This window comes from Bradyrhizobium liaoningense (assembly GCF_018130955.1).
GTDB lineage: Bacteria > Pseudomonadota > Alphaproteobacteria > Rhizobiales > Xanthobacteraceae > Bradyrhizobium > Bradyrhizobium liaoningense_C.
The window spans coordinates 21,619-37,936 of record NZ_JAFCJM010000035.1 but is presented as its reverse complement, the minus strand read 5'-3'; the positions used below and the strand labels follow the sequence as shown (position 1 = coordinate 37,936).

The 16,318-nt window shown below is 60.6% G+C and carries 15 protein-coding genes; 6 read left to right on the top strand and 9 right to left on the bottom strand.

The genetic code is table 11. The features are described from left to right. Positions 1–3: 3 nt before the first annotated feature. Genes JQ632_RS25390 through JQ632_RS25375 form a run of 4 tightly spaced genes read right to left on the bottom strand, consistent with a single transcriptional unit; the run spans position 4 to position 4,805 of the window. Positions 4–1,104 carry an acyltransferase gene (locus tag JQ632_RS25390; RefSeq protein WP_212405317.1) on the bottom strand — a complete coding sequence of 367 codons (1,101 nt, stop codon included), beginning with the start codon at positions 1,102–1,104 and terminating at the stop codon, positions 4–6. After that, complete coding sequence (locus tag JQ632_RS25385; RefSeq protein ID WP_212405316.1) at positions 1,101–2,207, bottom strand: acyltransferase; 1,107 nt, start codon at positions 2,205–2,207, stop codon at positions 1,101–1,103. Before JQ632_RS25385 ends, JQ632_RS25390 begins: the two co-directional genes overlap by 4 nt. A gap of 29 nt (positions 2,208–2,236) precedes the next feature. Then, entirely contained in the window at positions 2,237–3,586 is a 1,350-nt protein-coding gene (locus tag JQ632_RS25380; protein WP_249152518.1) for a hypothetical protein, read from the bottom strand. Between the two features lie 7 nt (positions 3,587–3,593). Further along, complete coding sequence (locus JQ632_RS25375) at positions 3,594–4,805, bottom strand: acyltransferase (protein WP_312015661.1); 1,212 nt, start codon at positions 4,803–4,805, stop codon at positions 3,594–3,596. Between the two features lie 672 nt (positions 4,806–5,477). On the opposite strand from JQ632_RS25375, the gene JQ632_RS25370 reads away from it, so the two are divergent. From JQ632_RS25370 to JQ632_RS25360, 3 genes are all read left to right on the top strand, one after another. Next, positions 5,478–5,990: a hypothetical protein gene (locus JQ632_RS25370; protein WP_249152517.1), complete on the top strand. Its 513-nt coding sequence runs from the start codon at positions 5,478–5,480 to the stop codon at positions 5,988–5,990. A 157-nt stretch (positions 5,991–6,147) separates the two neighbouring features. Then, positions 6,148–8,397 carry an AAA family ATPase gene (locus tag JQ632_RS25365; RefSeq protein ID WP_212405315.1) on the top strand — a complete coding sequence of 750 codons (2,250 nt, stop codon included), beginning with the start codon at positions 6,148–6,150 and terminating at the stop codon, positions 8,395–8,397. Between the two features lie 464 nt (positions 8,398–8,861). Then, positions 8,862–9,173, top strand: coding sequence for a hypothetical protein (locus tag JQ632_RS25360; RefSeq protein WP_212405314.1), 312 nt, complete (start codon positions 8,862–8,864; stop codon positions 9,171–9,173). A gap of 184 nt (positions 9,174–9,357) precedes the next feature. Here the strand turns inward: JQ632_RS25360 and JQ632_RS25355 are convergent, their stop codons facing one another. Beyond that, positions 9,358–10,788 carry an undecaprenyl-phosphate glucose phosphotransferase gene (locus tag JQ632_RS25355; RefSeq protein ID WP_212405313.1) on the bottom strand — a complete coding sequence of 477 codons (1,431 nt, stop codon included), beginning with the start codon at positions 10,786–10,788 and terminating at the stop codon, positions 9,358–9,360. A gap of 488 nt (positions 10,789–11,276) precedes the next feature. Here JQ632_RS25355 and JQ632_RS25350 point away from each other — a divergent pair, with 488 nt between their 5' ends. Beyond that, positions 11,277–12,011 carry a metallophosphoesterase family protein gene (locus tag JQ632_RS25350; protein WP_212405312.1) on the top strand — a complete coding sequence of 245 codons (735 nt, stop codon included), beginning with the start codon at positions 11,277–11,279 and terminating at the stop codon, positions 12,009–12,011. A 78-nt stretch (positions 12,012–12,089) separates the two neighbouring features. On the opposite strand, the gene JQ632_RS25345 is transcribed toward JQ632_RS25350, so the two are convergent. Together JQ632_RS25345 and JQ632_RS25340 are read right to left on the bottom strand one after the other, a co-directional pair. Beyond that, on the bottom strand, positions 12,090–12,377 hold the full coding sequence (locus tag JQ632_RS25345; protein ID WP_212405311.1) for a hypothetical protein: 288 nt from the start codon (positions 12,375–12,377) through the stop codon (positions 12,090–12,092). 58 nt (positions 12,378–12,435) lie between these two features. Next, positions 12,436–12,603, bottom strand: a complete 168-nt coding sequence (locus tag JQ632_RS25340; RefSeq protein ID WP_212405310.1) for a hypothetical protein — start codon at positions 12,601–12,603, stop codon at positions 12,436–12,438. Between the two features lie 318 nt (positions 12,604–12,921). On the opposite strand from JQ632_RS25340, the gene JQ632_RS25335 reads away from it, so the two are divergent. Further along, a complete protein-coding gene (locus tag JQ632_RS25335; RefSeq protein WP_212405309.1) occupies positions 12,922–14,532 on the top strand; it encodes an FAD-dependent oxidoreductase in 1,611 nt (536 codons plus the stop codon). 122 nt (positions 14,533–14,654) lie between these two features. Here the strand turns inward: JQ632_RS25335 and JQ632_RS40110 are convergent, their stop codons facing one another. After that, entirely contained in the window at positions 14,655–14,786 is a 132-nt protein-coding gene (locus tag JQ632_RS40110; RefSeq protein ID WP_283817706.1) for a hypothetical protein, read from the bottom strand. Positions 14,787–14,869: 83 nt separating this feature from the next. Then, the gene (locus JQ632_RS25330) at positions 14,870–15,130 is read right to left on the bottom strand and encodes a hypothetical protein (RefSeq protein ID WP_212405342.1); all 261 of its coding nucleotides are present in this window, start codon (positions 15,128–15,130) and stop codon (positions 14,870–14,872) included. A 1,051-nt stretch (positions 15,131–16,181) separates the two neighbouring features. Between JQ632_RS25330 and JQ632_RS40105 the strand changes: the two genes are divergently transcribed. Next, complete coding sequence (locus tag JQ632_RS40105; RefSeq protein ID WP_283817705.1) at positions 16,182–16,316, top strand: hypothetical protein; 135 nt, start codon at positions 16,182–16,184, stop codon at positions 16,314–16,316. The last annotated feature ends 2 nt before the right edge of the window (positions 16,317–16,318 follow it).

Genomic DNA, 16,318 nt, shown 5'->3' with positions numbered 1-16,318 from the left:
CTCTCACGACGAGACGGATTGCTCCATCTTTCCGAGCGGCCGGAAGAACAGGCTCCGCAGGACGCCATCGAGCAGCCGCCGCAGCCTGACCTCGATGAGCTCGTAGCTGATCGCACTCGCGACCAGCGACATCACCAGCCCGATCAGGATGAACGCGGCCCAGAGCAGCCAGCGGTCGACGCCCGCGGCGACGAGCTTCAGCCCGATCACCTGCAATGGGAAGAGCACGAAGGGGTGCACGAGATAAAGGCTGTAGCTGATCTTGCCGACATACTGCAGCGCCGGCGTGCTGAGTGCGCGGCCGATCCCCGAGCCTGCGGCCAGCACCATGCCGAACAGCAAGACACCCGGGATGAGACCGACAAAGGGGTGAAACAGTACCAGGCTCGCATACATGGCGGCCCCGCACATCACACCCGCGACAAGACCCGGCACTCCCGGGATATGGATGCGAAAGCCGACGGCGCTGAACAGCATTCCGACACAGAAGAACGCCGTGATCGGCCAGTGAAACACGCAGGCAAGTCCAAGCAGGATCAGCGGCGCGGCCATCGCCCTGCCACCCAGCCGGATCGCAGCAAATGTCAGTGCGAACCAGATGTAGAACGCCCACTCATAAGTCAGGGTCCAGGCATTCTGCTGCGCGATCGGCAGACCCAGCGCATCCTGCAGGAAAAACAGATTGGCGGTGAATATCCCGAGATAGCTTGCGACGTCGATGCCACGAAAGAACTTGTAGCCGACCATCGGCCCGATCACGAACAGGGCAAGGTGCAAAACGACGAAGACCGGCATGATGCGCATCACGCGGTCGAAGAAGAATTTCGGCAGCGATCCGTGCCGAACCAGGCTTGCGGGGATCAGGAAGCCGCTGATCATGAAGAACAGTTCAACGCCGTGTCCGCCGACATTGATCGTCGACTGCAACCACGGCCAGAGCGGCGGCAGGAAGCCGGGATCGGGTATGTCGTACACCCCTCCCTTTGGCATGTCGTAGAAATGATCCATCAGCACGCTGAGGGCCGCGATGCCACGCAGCCCCTGGACCGACGGCAAGAAAGAGCCGTCATAAGCCCCGTGCGTCTGTGCTGCCGCGCCCGTCACTCAGCGGCCCCCTGACTGCTGAGCACCGGCTCGAGAACGACGGCCCGCCTGCGCTTCGAACGGAACCTGTGGCCGAAGGCGATGCACGGCTTCTCGACGAAGCTATAGGTCACCCAACTCACCAGGAGCGACAGCGCGAGGACCATTGCGACGAACGCGGACCATCCCAGCGGCCCTTCGCCGACCCCGAGGACACGGTGAACCCAGACGATGACGAACGGCGACATCAGATAGACCGAATAGCTGATCACGCCGACGAACGCGACCGGGCGCCAGGCCATCCGTTCGCCGAACGCGGCGGCGGCGATGAAGACCAGTGCCGCGCAGACATAGGCCGATCCGATGGAATAGCTGTAGAAGAAGTTCTCCTGATAGACGCCGCCAAAGCGCCTGTCCGACAATGTGATCGCGAAGACGACGTAGGACGCAGTGCAGGCTGCGACATGCCCCCATCGCAGCTTGCCGCCGATCACCGCGTCGCGGATGATCTTGCCGAGGAACATTGCCGACAGGTTCAGGCCCACTTCCAGCACCGAGGAGACCGTCCTGCTCTCGGTCAGGAGCGGCACGATGATGCCGATCAGCGCGGCCGTGACGACGATCGCCGGGGCCGTGAAGCGCCGGTTGAGCAAGCCCATCGCGAAGAGGATCGTGCAACCCACATAGAACAGCAGCTCGATGGCAAGGGTCCAGTAGAAGATCCAGAGATTGGGCACATTCACGAAGGTCTGGAGCATCGTCACATTGGCGAGGAGCTGCGACAGCGGGAAGGCCTTGGACTCCACCACCTGCATCGTGACAAGTCCGATCACGATCGACGTCCAATAGGCCGGATAGAGGCGGAAGAAGCGGCTCGTCGCGAAATCACGCACGGGTGTCGCACTGTCCGGGAAGCTGAACGGAATGACGAAACCGCTGACGAAGAAGAACAGCACCACGCCGAACCGGCCGAAATTGATGTAGTACCCGATCGCGTCGTGGAACGCCCAGTAGTACGCGCCCGTCGGGTGGTTCTGAACGATCACCTCGAGCGCGTGCTGGAACAGCACCGACAGCACGGCGATGCCCCGCAACGTATCGATAAATGCCAGCCGTTTATGCATTCCGCGCCTTCTTTTCCATTGCGAGCCGACTATGCCGGCCTCGGCATGTCGCCGCTGAGATTTCTCAGTCCGCCCTCGACCCGAACCGCGTGGAGCGGGCGCGGCCGGCTTGCCGCGACAATGTCTATCGTCTTGTCCCTGGCCAACAAGCGCTTGGAGAACACTTCGCTGAAGCTCAATGCGATGATCAGCAGGCCCGATGCCGGGCCGTAGTTCAGGACCGTAATCGTGAAGAGATTGACGACGAAGATCAGGGTGAGCTTGTAGACGTCGGTCGCGGCAAAGGTGGCGCGAAACACCATCACCATGAATGCGACGAACGGCAGGCCGAACATCAGGTACGTGCCAATGTAGAAATTATCGACCGGCACCCAATAGGCGGCGAGCGGCGAAAACAATTTCTGCGGATAGTTGAAACATCCCGCGCCGCAGCCGGTGACTAGGCCGATCGGCATCAGCTGGCTCATATAGACGAAGGGCAGCTGCCAGCTATTGTTGATGCGATCGAGAATGCTGAACATGGTGGAGTGCGGTACCGCGGCGGTGCCGGACGCGAGCACGATCATGAAGAACGGAAGCAGGATCGCGGCGAACGACCACAGCGCGATACCGCGAATGGCGGGAAAGCGGGACTTCTCCGGCAGCATGCGCACGAAGAGCAGAAGCAGCAGATAGAGCACCAGGACGATCATGGTCGTCTTGCTGGTGGTCAGCCGAATGGCGTAGATCGCGACGCCGCCGAACACGAGGCACCAGGTCGTACTCTTGCGAATCGACGTGATGGCGAACGACGCCAGGATGAAGAAGGCGGCCATAGTGTTGTCGGCCGCGAAGCCCATCAGGCGCTGGTCGTCCCCGCCATAGGCCCACCAGAGTCGCCCCGCCTCGCGCACCGCGCCGAATGACTCGTATTTGAACCCGACCCACGGCATGAGGAAGAACTTGGTCAGCACGACGCCGATCACCGACAGATAGAACGTCACGGCGACGACCGAGAGCAGCTTCTTGTAGGAGCCGAGGCTCGAATCGCAAAAGCAGAAGCCGACGAAGATCGGCAGCATCATCTTGAACGACGAGATCGCGGCGTTGCCGGTGCCGAGCATGATGTAGCTCAGCACCAGGGACAGCATGACCTGCACCAGCACCAGGAGCGCCAGGATGCTGCGATTGCGGACAATGCAATGGACGACGAACTGGACGAGGCACAGCATCGCGATGCCGTCGGGAACGTACCACAACGCGTCCATGTGCAGGATGCTGGTGTAGTACCGCATCACCCCGCCGAAGGCGTCGCGGACCAGATAGGTTCCGAGCGCGATCGCCTCGATGTTGAGGCTGATCGGTGTGACCCGGGGGCGCTGGATGACGAAGGCGCTCATATCCGCCTCAGTTCGACGGCCGCGCCGAGGGCGCCGGCACGGAGGAAAAATCCGGCCGGGTCCGAAGCAGATTCCGGAACAGCTTGCCGCCGGGAATTTCCACGTAGAGGTAGGTGAAATGCGAGACGACGAATACCGCCGCGAGCGAGAGGACCAGATTGATGGTGGCAGGCAGCCCGGCACAGATCGAATCGAGCGCACCGATGGGCCGAGCACCGAGCGCGCGCACGAAGTATTCGGCAAAGAGCACCACGAGCGCGTGAACCATGTAGACGGAATAGGATCTCCGCCCGACCCAGACCAGCGGCCTTGCGACCAGCATCCGCGGCACCAGCATCGCATCGGGAAACGCCAGCAGGCTTCCCAGGAAGATCGCAAAGGTCAATGGCGCGAGGAAACTCGCCGCCGGGTAGGCCTCGACGGCCGACACAAGCACAATACTCGCAACCATGGCCGCAAGCTGGATCGCGCCTTGCGATGCCGGCGCGATTCCCCGCGGCACGCGCTGGACCAGGCGGACCGTCACGACGCCGACAAAAAAGCTCGCGAAGCAGCGCAGGATGCCGAAGTCGGTCTGAAGCCCGAGGCTCTGCTTGCCGAGCACGAAGATGATGACGAGCAGGCTGCCGGCCGCAATCAGCCCGGCACATATATAAAGACACAAGAGCGAGCTCAGCCGCTGGGCGAGCAGGACCACCAGGCCGAATACCAGGTAGGTGTAGAACTCGACGCTGATGCTCCAGCTCGGCGCGTTCCAGCTCAGATAATCGATGAATCCCATCGAGTGCAGCAGAAACATGTTGAGCACGAACGAGTAGCCGTTGTTCACCTCGAACGCCGCCGGCACCGCCGCCACGACCCCGGCCATGACCAGGCCGATCCGCAGCAGGCGAAACAGCAGACTTGCGAGCAGCATGACGATGTGCAGCGGATAGACGCGCGCAAGCCGCCGCACCATGAATTCACGCACCGAGAAGCGACCGAACTCGCCATTGACGTAGCTCAGCGTCATCACGATGCCACTGAGCACGAAGAAGAGGTCGACCAGAAGCCAGGCGCTTCTGAAAAACGACCAGTTGATCCACGCGTTGTGCGGAAACGCCGCGAGAAATGTCGGCATCAGGAGCAGGTGGTGAATCACCACCGACGTCGCCGCTATTCCCCGGATACTGTCGAGCGGAAGGACATGAGCTTTCTCACGGTGAACCAACTCCGTCACTTCAACATTCCTATCGATATTGCACTGCAGCAGTGTGTCTTACTTCGATTCCTCTTTCAATCTGCGCACCGCGCAGCGCTCTCGTCACTGCATGACGGCCAGCGGCAATTTCATCGCTCGTGGTCTGTTCGAACATATTTGCGCCAAGCTTGCGTATCGTGACGGGAAAAGCAGCTCGAGCTCGAAGCCAATCGCGCTTCAATTGCCGCGCGCCTAGCGCGCAGACCTCGACTGCTCCTGAGATGGTCGCGATGTTTTGCGCGCAAAGTTTGCGCAAAATCCGACGTTGTTGCGAAAAGATTCACAGCTCTGCCATTTTTCTGAATCATGCGCGACATGTTGGAACAACTGCGCAGCAGAGTTGTTGAGGAGGGTTTGCGTGACGCTTCCGCTGCAACGATCGTGTGCATCGACTCGTCGCCTCCTGCACACGCAGGCGACATCTGCACAACGGTCGAGCACGAGCACGCGCGCGAATCGCACGACACCTCTTGAGATGGAACTCCGTCGTTTGTGCACGTGAAGCTGCTGCATCGCACAAAAATTGACACAGTTGTTCGTCACCCTCATTGCCGTCGTTTGCATGGAGCCGACGAAGGAGAAGGAATGAGAAGAACATTCGGAATCCGTCAGGCGGCAGTCGACGGACAGCTGCGACTGCGATCGGTCGTCTTGATCGGTTCGGTGCTGGCCGTCCTTTTCGTCCAGCCATGCCATGCGCAATGCGTTGAATCCTCCGATCGTGCGCGCCAGGTTGACCTCGATACGTTCGTCAAATCGCCGTCCTCTCTGCTCGAGAGGCTGCGTAACGACAAGGAGAAGCTGAAATTTCAGCTTGCCTCCTACATCGCCACCAATCCCGCGATCCTGCCGTCCGTGCAGACACTGATCACCGAGTCGACCTCGTCGGACCGGTCCGCGATCGGCGGCGCGCTTCGTCTCGCCGAAGCGCGGTGCACCGCGACCAAGCCTGACGCGGCGCGCAAGATCAAGGAGTTCACCCAACGGGTGGGCGATCTCGCGGTGCAGGCTGGTTATTCGGCGGCTGGAGAGGACGGCACCGGCGCGCAACTTGCAACACGGGACAAGAACACCAAGAAACCCGGTCGCGGCGGCGATCTCATCGAGGGAGAATGGAAGACGAAACTGGCTAACCCGTTCAAGCCCCTTCCTATCCCACGCTGAAGCGCGATGGATTCAGGTCGAATCATCATCGCGCTTTGGCTCTCTGTTTGAGCATGATCTCCGCGCAAACGCGTTCCGCGTTTGTCGCGAGGGAGAGCCGCTTCGCGCTTCTCCGGATCATGCTCCAGTCATCATCGCCAAGGCAGTGAATTTCCAAATGTATCAACCCCGGGAACAATTCCATTCCGCCCACCGGTTCGGAATCGAATTTGGTGGAGCCGTCCTGAGCTTCGATCGCGTGGCCGATGTGCTGCGCCGGCAGTGGCCTCTGATCGTCGCGGCCGTCTGCGGCGCCTTGATGCTCGTGCTGATCTATCTGGCGCTGGCTAAGCCGATGTATACGGCAAATGCCCGCATCATGATGGACACCCGCCAGACGCAGGTGCTGGACAAGGACAGCGGCACCAACAGCGCACTCATTGATACCGGCTATGTCGACAGCCAGGTCGAGGTGATCAATTCGGACGACCTCATCCTGTCGGTCGTTCGGCGCCTTAAGCTGACGCAGGATCCCGAATTCACCGGATCCAATGCCGGAGCCGTCGCGGTGGCGATCGGCAGGATCATGTCGCTGTTCGGCTCCGGTGAGCCGGCATCGCAGGAACGCATCGAGCACGCCGTGGTCGAACGTGTGCAGAAGAACCTCCGGGTCGAGCGCGTGCTGACCACGTACGTGCTTTCGCTTAGCTATCGTTCGGAGAGCCCGGACAAGGCGATGAAGGTCGCCAATGCCATCGCGGATGCCTATATTGTGGGCGCGCTGGAGGCAAAATACCAGTCGACCAAACGCGCGACCGAATGGCTCCAGCAACGCAGCGCCGAGCTCAGCGAGCAGGCCTCCGCCAGCGACCGGGCGGTGCAAACCTTCAAGGCCGAGCACAACATCGTTGGAACCAGTCGCGGCTTAATGTCCGAGCAACAGCTCTCCGACCTCAACACACAGCTCGTCCAGGCCCGCGCGGCAACGGCCGAAGCGAAGGCGCGGCTCGACCGGATCGACGGGATCTCCGATCAGGACCTTGCCCAGCCAACGGTGACGGACGCGCTCAACAACACGGTCATCACCCGCCTGCGCGCCCAGTACCTTGATTTGCAGGCGCAGTATTCCGATTGGTCGAAGCGTTACGGCAAGACCCATCTGGCGGCCGTGAACCTGGCCAACAAGATGGAGGAACTGCGCAAGAACATCGCCGACGAGGTTCGCCGCATCGCCGACGCCTATCGCAGCGATTATGAGATCGCCAAGAGCCGAGAGGCCTCCCTCGAGAAGAACGTGAAGGAGCTCGTTGCTCAGGCCGGCCATACCGGGCAAGCCGAAGTCAAGCTGCGCGATCTCGAGAGCGCGGCCGATACCTATCGGAATCTCTACAACAACTTCCTGGAGAAGCTCCAGAGCGCGACCCAAAATCAGAGCTTCCCTCTGAGCGAGGCGCGCCTCATCAGCACCGCCACGAAGCCTGATCGCAAGAGCTCGCCGAAAACGATGCTGGCGCTGGTGGGCGGCCTGGTGGGCGGGCTCTGTCTCGGCTTTGGCGCCGCGTTTGCGCGCGAACTGTTGAGCGACGTCCTGCGTACCCCGGGCGAGGTCGAGGAGGAACTCGGCGTAAAGTGTCTCGGCATCCTTCCGGACGTCCGCTCGGTACACCAGACACAGAAGGCGCGCGCATTGGTGCCGCTCGCAGGTCGAGATACCGGAAACGCCAACCGGGCGGTCTCCCGCTATGTGGTCGACCACCCGTTTTCGCGCTTCGCTGAAACCTTGCGCAACATCAAGGTATCGATCGACGTCGCGCGGCTCAATCGCGAGATCAAGGTGATCGGCATCGTCTCGTCCTTGCCGAAGGAAGGCAAGACGACGGTGGCCGCCAATTTCGGACACTTGACCGCGCTGACCGGCCACCGCACGCTGTTGATCGACGGCGACCTGCATACGCGCTCGCTGACCCGGGAGCTCGCACCTAACGCCAAGACCGGCCTGATCGAGGCGCTGACCGACCCGAGCTCGTTCGGATATCACATCCAGCGCAGCAAGGAGACAGGGCTCGACTTCCTGCCGTCCGTCGTCGCCTCGCGCATGGTCAACTCTGCCGACGTGATGGCCTCCAAAGCGCTCTCGGACCTGCTCGCAATGGTGCGGGAGGACTACGACTACATCGTGATCGATCTCGCTCCGGTAATGCCGGTCGCGGACTCCAAAGCAGTGAGCTTCCTGATCGACGCCATGGTCTATGTGATCGAATGGGGCAGCACGACGCGAAGCGCGATTCAGGAATCGGTGTCCGGCTCGGAAGTTCTGCAGAAGAAGCTGATCGGCGCCGTGCTCAACCGCGCCGACCCCAAGATGCTCAAGCGCATCGAGGCGTATAAGGGCAAGCACCACAACAGCTATTACGTCGAACACACGTAAGCGGAGCGAAAAGCGACCGACAACGGTCCGTGTCGCCGCGGTCGACCGAGCCCTCGGCGCCGCGGTCGTGGCGCGTCCGCATGAGTCCGGACATGGTCAGGTCCTCGACATCCTGCCCTGCAAGTCGACATGCCTGGTCGTCGACGCATTGGTGCCGCACAGCCGATCATTCGGCGCTCAAGGGCGCGCCAGGCCGCAAGCAGTCGAGCGCGCACGTCCTCCCCGAACACCGTAGTCGTCCGGAATCCACAAACTGCGACCCTTGCCGTAGCGAACCACCACGGTCGTGGACCACGGGCTGTCGCGACATAAACTTTTGTTGCAATTGCCCATTGGTCGGGAATAGGCGGAATAAGCTGCCGCCTCACGGATAATCGCCGCTGCCGAGGTTCTGTGCACCCTTTCTTTCTGGGTTCCCGGGAGCTAACTTGACCTTATATTTGTTGGCTTTTTGGTAGGTTCGAATGGTGACTGTGCTCATTGTCTTGAGCGCGTGGGTGCTGCTCAACATTCTGTTCGTCCTGATCATGGTTCCCCCGCGCAAGCCGCGGCGGCCGAGCCCGCCCGCAACTCTTGCGCCAGCTCCGATCGATCGGAACTCGACCTCAGATCCTGATCAGGACGAGCCGCTCTCGCTGCGTCACGTCGTGATGTCGGTTGCGATGGGGACCTTCTTTGTGCTGGTCCCCCCGCTGCTGGCGCTGCGCGACGCGATCGTCGGTTTCTTCAAGAAGATGCAGGGTGGGAATCGAGCTGGGGACCGCGCGGATCGCTAAAGCGCGATGGCTTTAGGTCGAATCGGCATCGCACTTTAGCTCCTTATTTGAGCACGATCTCCGCACAAACGCGTTCCGCGTTTATCGCGAGGGAACGCCGCTGCTCACTTTGCGCCAACGCGGCCCTGCGGGGTCCGGATCATGCTTTAGGGAGCGCGATGGTCCGAACTCCTCGCGTCTATCCTCAGTAGGCTTCCTGGAACAAGACGGCGGCGGCCGTCCGGACCATGATCTTCAGATCGAGCCAAATGCTCCAGTTGCTGACGTACCAGACATCGTACTCAACCCGCTTCTCCATGAGGTCGATGGTCGGCGTTTCGCCACGAAAACCATTGACCTGCGCCCAGCCGGTCAGGCCCGGCTTCATGTGATGGCGGTACACATAATTGCTGATGAGCTCATCGTAGTAATTGTCGTGGGCCAGCGCATGCGGGCGCGGCCCGACCAGGGACATGTCGCCCCGGAGCACGTTCCAGAGCTGGGGCAGCTCGTCAATGCTCGTCATTCGCAGGAACCGTCCGAGCTTCGTAATCCGCGCGTCCATCTTCGTCGCCTGGGCGATCGTCTGACCGTTCTCGCAGACGGTCATGCTGCGAAACTTCCAGATCTCGAATGGCTTGCCGTTGAAGCCGCGGCGCGACTGTCGAAAGATGATGGGGCCGTCGGAATCCAGCTTGATCAGAACGGCGACCGTCACGAGGAGCGGTGCCAGGACGACGAGTGCGAACATGGCCACGCCGACGTCGAGGCAGCGCTTCTGCAAGCGCTCGAACACGCTGAGCGGAGGCCGCTGGATTTCGATCGCAACCGTCCCGCTGACCGGCAGGAACGGCCGCGATACGAGATCGGCGATCGAATTGTCCGGCAGCAGTCGGATCGGCTGCGGCACGGCGCGCAAATGCTGCCCGAGCTTCTGCACCAACGGCAGCTCGTTCCAATCGACTGCCAACAGATATTCGTCGACGTCGGCCGCACGCGCCTGGCGGATGACGTCGCGAATCTCCCGCTCCAACCGGCTTCCGTCGCTATCGCCGCCAAGCACGAAGTGCCGCACCACGTCGAATCCGTTGCGCCGCAGATCCTTGAAGCGGTTCGAGGTGAAATCGAGCGGCTTCAGGCTGAGCAGAGCGACCTTGCGATCGACCAATCGTCCCCTCGCAAAGCTCGTGCCGAGCGCGAACTGCCACGCAACGCGCAGGCTGGTCAGACCTACGCCGCCGATCGCGGCAAACATGATGACGGTGCCGCGGGACAAATTGTCCGTCGATTTCAGCAGAAACGCCGCCACAGCAAGAATCGTGAGCGAGGCCAGCCAGATGATGACAGCCTTGCGCAGCTGCCAGACAAGGCTCAGGAGCCGATGCGTTGCGTAGACGCCTTGAAAGTAGGCAATCGCCACGAACACGACGCCGACAATCAATCCGGCTCCAATCGACGCGCCGTCCGCGGCAGAGGCGACCATGGCACGATATGATTCGGCAGCCACAACGTAGCAAAGCAGGATCAGCAAGAAGTCGGTTGCGATGACAACGACCTGAAAAGGCCGCTGGAGAACGGCGCCGCGTGTTGACGAGACTGACTCGACATTGTCGGAACTGTAAGTTGCTACAGCCATTCGAACCCTCTCGATGTCGATTGACGTTGCTTCCAGGAGCAGACGAGATTCTGAAGCAGACGATGCGCGTCGCGATCGCGACGATTTTCGATGTTCGCTCTAGAGCGTGTTAACTGATCGCAGCGACATTGTGGCGTTGCACGCAAATTTCTTGCAGCGCAGAGATGTGCGCAGTTTACGATTTTCTAAGATCCTTTTCTTGAAAGTGTCGTGATGCTGAAACTTGATGCGCAACGTGCCACGGTTCGCATCACATCACCTCTTGCGCGCACGTATCGGCGTCGACGCGGAAAAAATTGCACTGGTTCCCGGAACATGCGAGTCGAACACGCGTTGTAGCTCTCCCCCATACATGAAACTCGCGTTCCCGTTCCCGAAGCACTACAAACGCCTCGCGCGCACAAACTCTTCGACGTTAACATCTCGCGTGGATTCTTGGCCGCCGCCCGCCGAGATCTGATCACCTGACCCGGGCCGCTCGGCGTCTCATGGTTCCCCTCCAGCGGCCTCGTCCGCCACGAACAAAGCCGACACTGCCCGAGGGGCTTCGCATCTACGCGATGTCCGACATTCACGGCTGCGCGCATCTGCTCGAGCAGATGCTGCGGGTGATCGATGCCGACCTCATCAACAGCCGGCCGCCCTACGCAATCGAGGTGTTCATGGGGGACTTTATCGATCGCGGGCCGGATACGCGATCGACGCTCGACCTGCTGGTCGAACGCAGCCGCCGCGGCAACGCGATCTTCCTGAAGGGAAATCACGAAGCCATTCTGGTCGACGTCATGGAGGACCCCTCCCGGTTTGACGACTGGCTTCGTGTCGGCGGCGCGCAGACGCTGATGTCCTATGGGCTTGCGCCCGACTCGCAGAAGGACGATCCCGCCGCGCTGCTGCGCCGCCTGTTACAGGTGATGCCGACCGAGCACGTCGAGTTCCTCGACAACCTGCGGCTGAGTTTCACGTGCGGGGACTTTTTCTTCGTGCATGCCGGCGTGCGGCCCGGAGTTCCCCTGGCCAAGCAGCAGGAAGCCGACCTGCTGTGGATTCGCGACGAGTTCCTGCAATGTGAAAAGGATTTCGGCAAATATGTCGTGCACGGCCATACGCCCGTGCGGGCCGCCGAACTCCTGGCCAATCGCGCCAACATCGACACCGGCGCCTATGCGACGGGAAATCTCACGCTGATGAGCATCCAGGGCGCCAGCATGCTCGCGATCTGAGGCTGCCCGCCGGCATCGACACATTATATGTAGGGAGCGTGTTCAGCACCCCTGCCGCCAAACGGAAGAGCTCCCGTTCTAGCTCGGCGGGCGCGATTGCCAGTCCTGGCGGGCGCGGCTCTCGGCAATCCATCGAATCCAGGCTTGCTCGTGCTTGGCATAGAGCTCGAGCCAGCGTTGCCCGCGCTCCTTGGCGCCGACATCGCGCTGGTCGCGCAGACGATGCGCGCTCGGCAGGCGGCGCGCCGCCGGGCTGTCCAGAGTTTCAAACTCGATGGTCTCTTCGAGAGAGAGCCCGACGATCACGCGCCGCCCAGCGGAGTCGACCAGATACCGCCGCGGCGAATCCTTCTGGGGATCACTCATGTGTTTGACAGCCCGGAGAGAGGTGGTCCGCTAGGCGTGGGAGACACTCCAGGGCCGACTAGAACGCGCGGCGCGCGTGTCCAAAGGTCGTGGTCGGTGCCCTCGATCTGCGCAGCGCATCGTGATCCAACCGTTCAAGCCGCTGCTGAGAACGCGACGCGCGCAACGCGTATCCGACGAACAGGCCAGCGAAGAAGATGGACGCAGAGGTCAGTGCAGAGATCATGGAGCTCGTCCCGAATAGTTCACGCTCTCATGATCATGCGAGTTGTGACGACATGATGATTCCAGATGCCGAAAGATTGTTCATCTCCTGATTTTCCTGTGCAGTTGTGATGATGCCCATCATCCGTGATTCGCGCGACACATCGCGGGATGGGAGTCGTCAATAAGCTCCTTTGACCCGAAGCATGCCGCGCTGCCGACCCTATTCGAACGCGGATAACCCACAATATCCGACTACGACAACGCATGCTGAACGCGTCTATGTTGCCGGAACCGTTCGAGTCATGTGCGAGGCTGACCAATGTCAACGGTGCGTCCCATGCTTACTATCCTGACCTGCATCCTGCTCATCATCGTCTCCCCGCAATCCAATGCAGAACCCGAACTGTTCAGCGATCTCCTCGTCTATGGCGGCACGGCGGCCGGTACGATGGCGGCCTATTCGGCCGCAAGGCAGGGCTCGCGTGTCACCCTGCTCGAGCCGGGTGGGCATCTCGGGGGAATGGTCACGGGCGGGCTCTCGGCGACCGATCTTGGCGACGACCGTATCATCGGTGGATACGCCCGGATGTATTATCGGCGGGTCGCCGAGCACTATGGTTGGCGCGACCTCGCCCAGCCATCATCATGGCTGTCGGAGCCGCACGTGGCCGAGCAGGTGTTCGACGACATGCTTCGCGAAGCCGGAGTCCGGGTCATCTTCCACGCCAGAGTTCGCGAGCGGAACGGCGTTGGGGTTCAGGACCACAGGATCGTTCATCTCATCACCGAGGACGAACGCATCTGGCGTTCGCAATTGTTCGTCGACGCCAGCTATAACGGAGATGTTCTGTCGCAATCCGGCGCGGGGTACACGTGGGGTCGGGAAAGCAGCAACACGTATGGCGAGAGTCTTGGTGGCGTGCGCGCGATGACGCCACAACACCAGTTTGCGTGGCCCATCCTCGCCTATCGCGACGACCACCATCTCTATCCGGAGATTTCCGATGGCCCGCTCGGAGCTGCGGGAAGCGGTGATCGAAAGGTGCAGGCCTATAACTTCCGTCTCATCCTGACCGACGATCCCGCCAATCGCCTGCCGCTCCCCAAACCCGACGGATACGACGCCGCGCAATTCGCGCTGCTCGCAAAGTACCTGAAGGAGTTTGAGGGTCACCTGGGCCGCGAGCCGCGCCTTTGGGATTTCTTCATGCCGGTCCGGATTCCAAACCACAAGGCGGATTTCAACAACAATGGCCCGATATCGACCGACTATATCGGCCACAGTTCGGCCTATCCCGACGCGACCTATGACGAGAAGCGGCAGATTCGCGACGACCACCTCCGCTACACGCAATCTCTGCTCTATTTCCTGGCGCACGACCCGGCGGTGCCCACGAGGCTGCGAAATGAGATTGGCTCATGGGGGCTTGCGAAGGACGAATTCGAAGACACCGGCCATTGGCCACGGGAGTTGTACATCCGCGAAGGCCGCAGGATGATCGGCACTTACATCCTGACACAGGCCGACCTACAGGACAGAAGGACCAAATGGGACTCGATCGGCATGGGAGCCTACAACAGCGATGCGCACAACGTGCAGCGGATCGCAATGCCCGACGGATCGGTGCGCAACGAAGGCGACATGCAGGTGCCGGTGAGCCCCTACGAGATTCCATACCGTGCGATCACCCCTCGCAGCAACGAGGTCAAAAATCTACTTGTTCCGGTATGTCTGTCGGCCTCCCATGTTGCCTACGCCTCATTGCGCATGGAGCCCCAGTTCATGATCATCGGCCAGGCCGCTGGCGTGGCCGCAGCGCTCGCCGTGCGAGATCGACGCCCCGTGCAGGACATCGATGTTGCAAAACTTCAGCACGAATTGAGAAAAACCAGGGCGGTCCTTTCACTCGGCGACGAAGGAGCGAGCAACAGACTGCCACCGGACTAAAGGCGCGGGAGCCAGCGCTCCGCATTTGGGCATCGATTGCCTCCTAATTGACGTGGCGCTTTCATTTCCGCGTCGCAATATAGATCGCGTATCGCAATAGAGCCGGACCGTGTGATCCTATATCAGGGTGAAGTGATGATCAGACATGCCGTGCGCATGCTGGCCATGATGTAGTGCGTTTTCAGCCAGCCCGCCCACTCGGATTTCGAACCGCCGGAGGTTGCCCCTCCCCTGTCCTTCTCGCTCTTCTGCATCCAATACCTCGCAGATTGTCAGGAACAGCGCGACCGCCGCATGACCGACTTCCGCTCCGGTTAGAAACAAGATCGCACAACGTTCAATCGGTGTAGGAGCGACCCCGCTCGGTTTCGGCCGATTCGTTAGACGCCAAACAACGTCGCGCCCGCTCAATCTGTGCGTCGGTGGCGCCGTGACGACGGGCATACATCTCGGCCACCGGAGCCGAATACTTCGCGACGTAGTATCTCACCTCCGCGCAAGATACGCGCCCGGTGGGACTGTGATTGCGCACTGCAAACGCTTCGGAGTTAAGGAGGATCAGCAACGAGACAGCAGCGCCGACAGCACGCAGGATCATTCTGGTCATTTCCCCCATCTGGTAGCTTTGCCGAAGGAGGCCTGAATCGCGTCGAGCACGCAAATTAACAATCGCGGTTGGCGCAAAGTGTTTTGCGACTGTTGCTTTCGTGCTTCGTCCTTGCGCGCCGCGAGTAACGCGGCGCGCCGGATGTAGACGATGTTTGGCCGATGACGCCATGCGTGGGTAGCAGAGCGCGCCATTGCGCGCCTGCGTCTCTCTTAAAACACCAATTAAATAACGGAATTCTACGGACTGGAAATCGGCGCTTTAATCCGAACAGGACGCCGGGCCGCGAATAATATCGCCGACCGTTATGTCATGGAACGAGAGGCTGCGCAAAATCAAGATGTTACCCCCTAAAATACCCGGAGCCACCTTCCAGGGCGGCGCAAGACGCCTCTTTGCTGTTGATTTTGTGAATTAATAATTAAATATTAAAACTCGAACAAATAAATGGACGACCGCGAAAATTTAAAATAGGCTTGATTTAATCCGAGGACGCATGATCGTGATCGCCCCTGATCGCGGTCGTCGCTCCTGGAGCCGAAGATTACTGCAGATCGATAATTGCAAACGTGTGCGGACCGAGGACCGGACACGTATGGGCAGGGGGATGCAGCTCTAAATCTTTTCGCGTCACTTCGCAGCACAGTTGGCCGGATCGACGCTATGGGCGGACATGTCATTCGTCCGAGCGAACGCTCGCGATTTGCGTGAATTGATTTTGCGGCGAGGCTCTCTGCTCTGCATTGGCAGACGAGGGTTGCGAATGAGGTGCGCGCGTTTTGCATGGGAGTCCGAGACAATATTCGACCGGGCTCAGGCGATTTCCAGTTCTTCTCGGGCAGCGTGCGATCCTTCGATCGAGCTAGGTGCGCTGTTTGCGAACGGCCCGCCAGCCGTCGCGCACGGTTCGGCCCTGGACCTCCCGCTCCTGTCAGGCCGCGACCGTGCACGGGACATCCCATTGCGAGTTCGGAGCGACGCCAGCTCCAAACAGGCTTGAGCTCGTCACGTGCTTTCTTTCCGCATTTTCGAAGCCCCGAGCATGACGACAGTCATGCTCGGCAGCACGGCATTTTTCTTCAGCCGTATGGGCAAGGCAGCAGCCGACCATCACCGCACCATTGTGCAATTTGTGCACGTCCGTGAAGGCGGACGGCGTATCACCCGGAGGATTTAGTT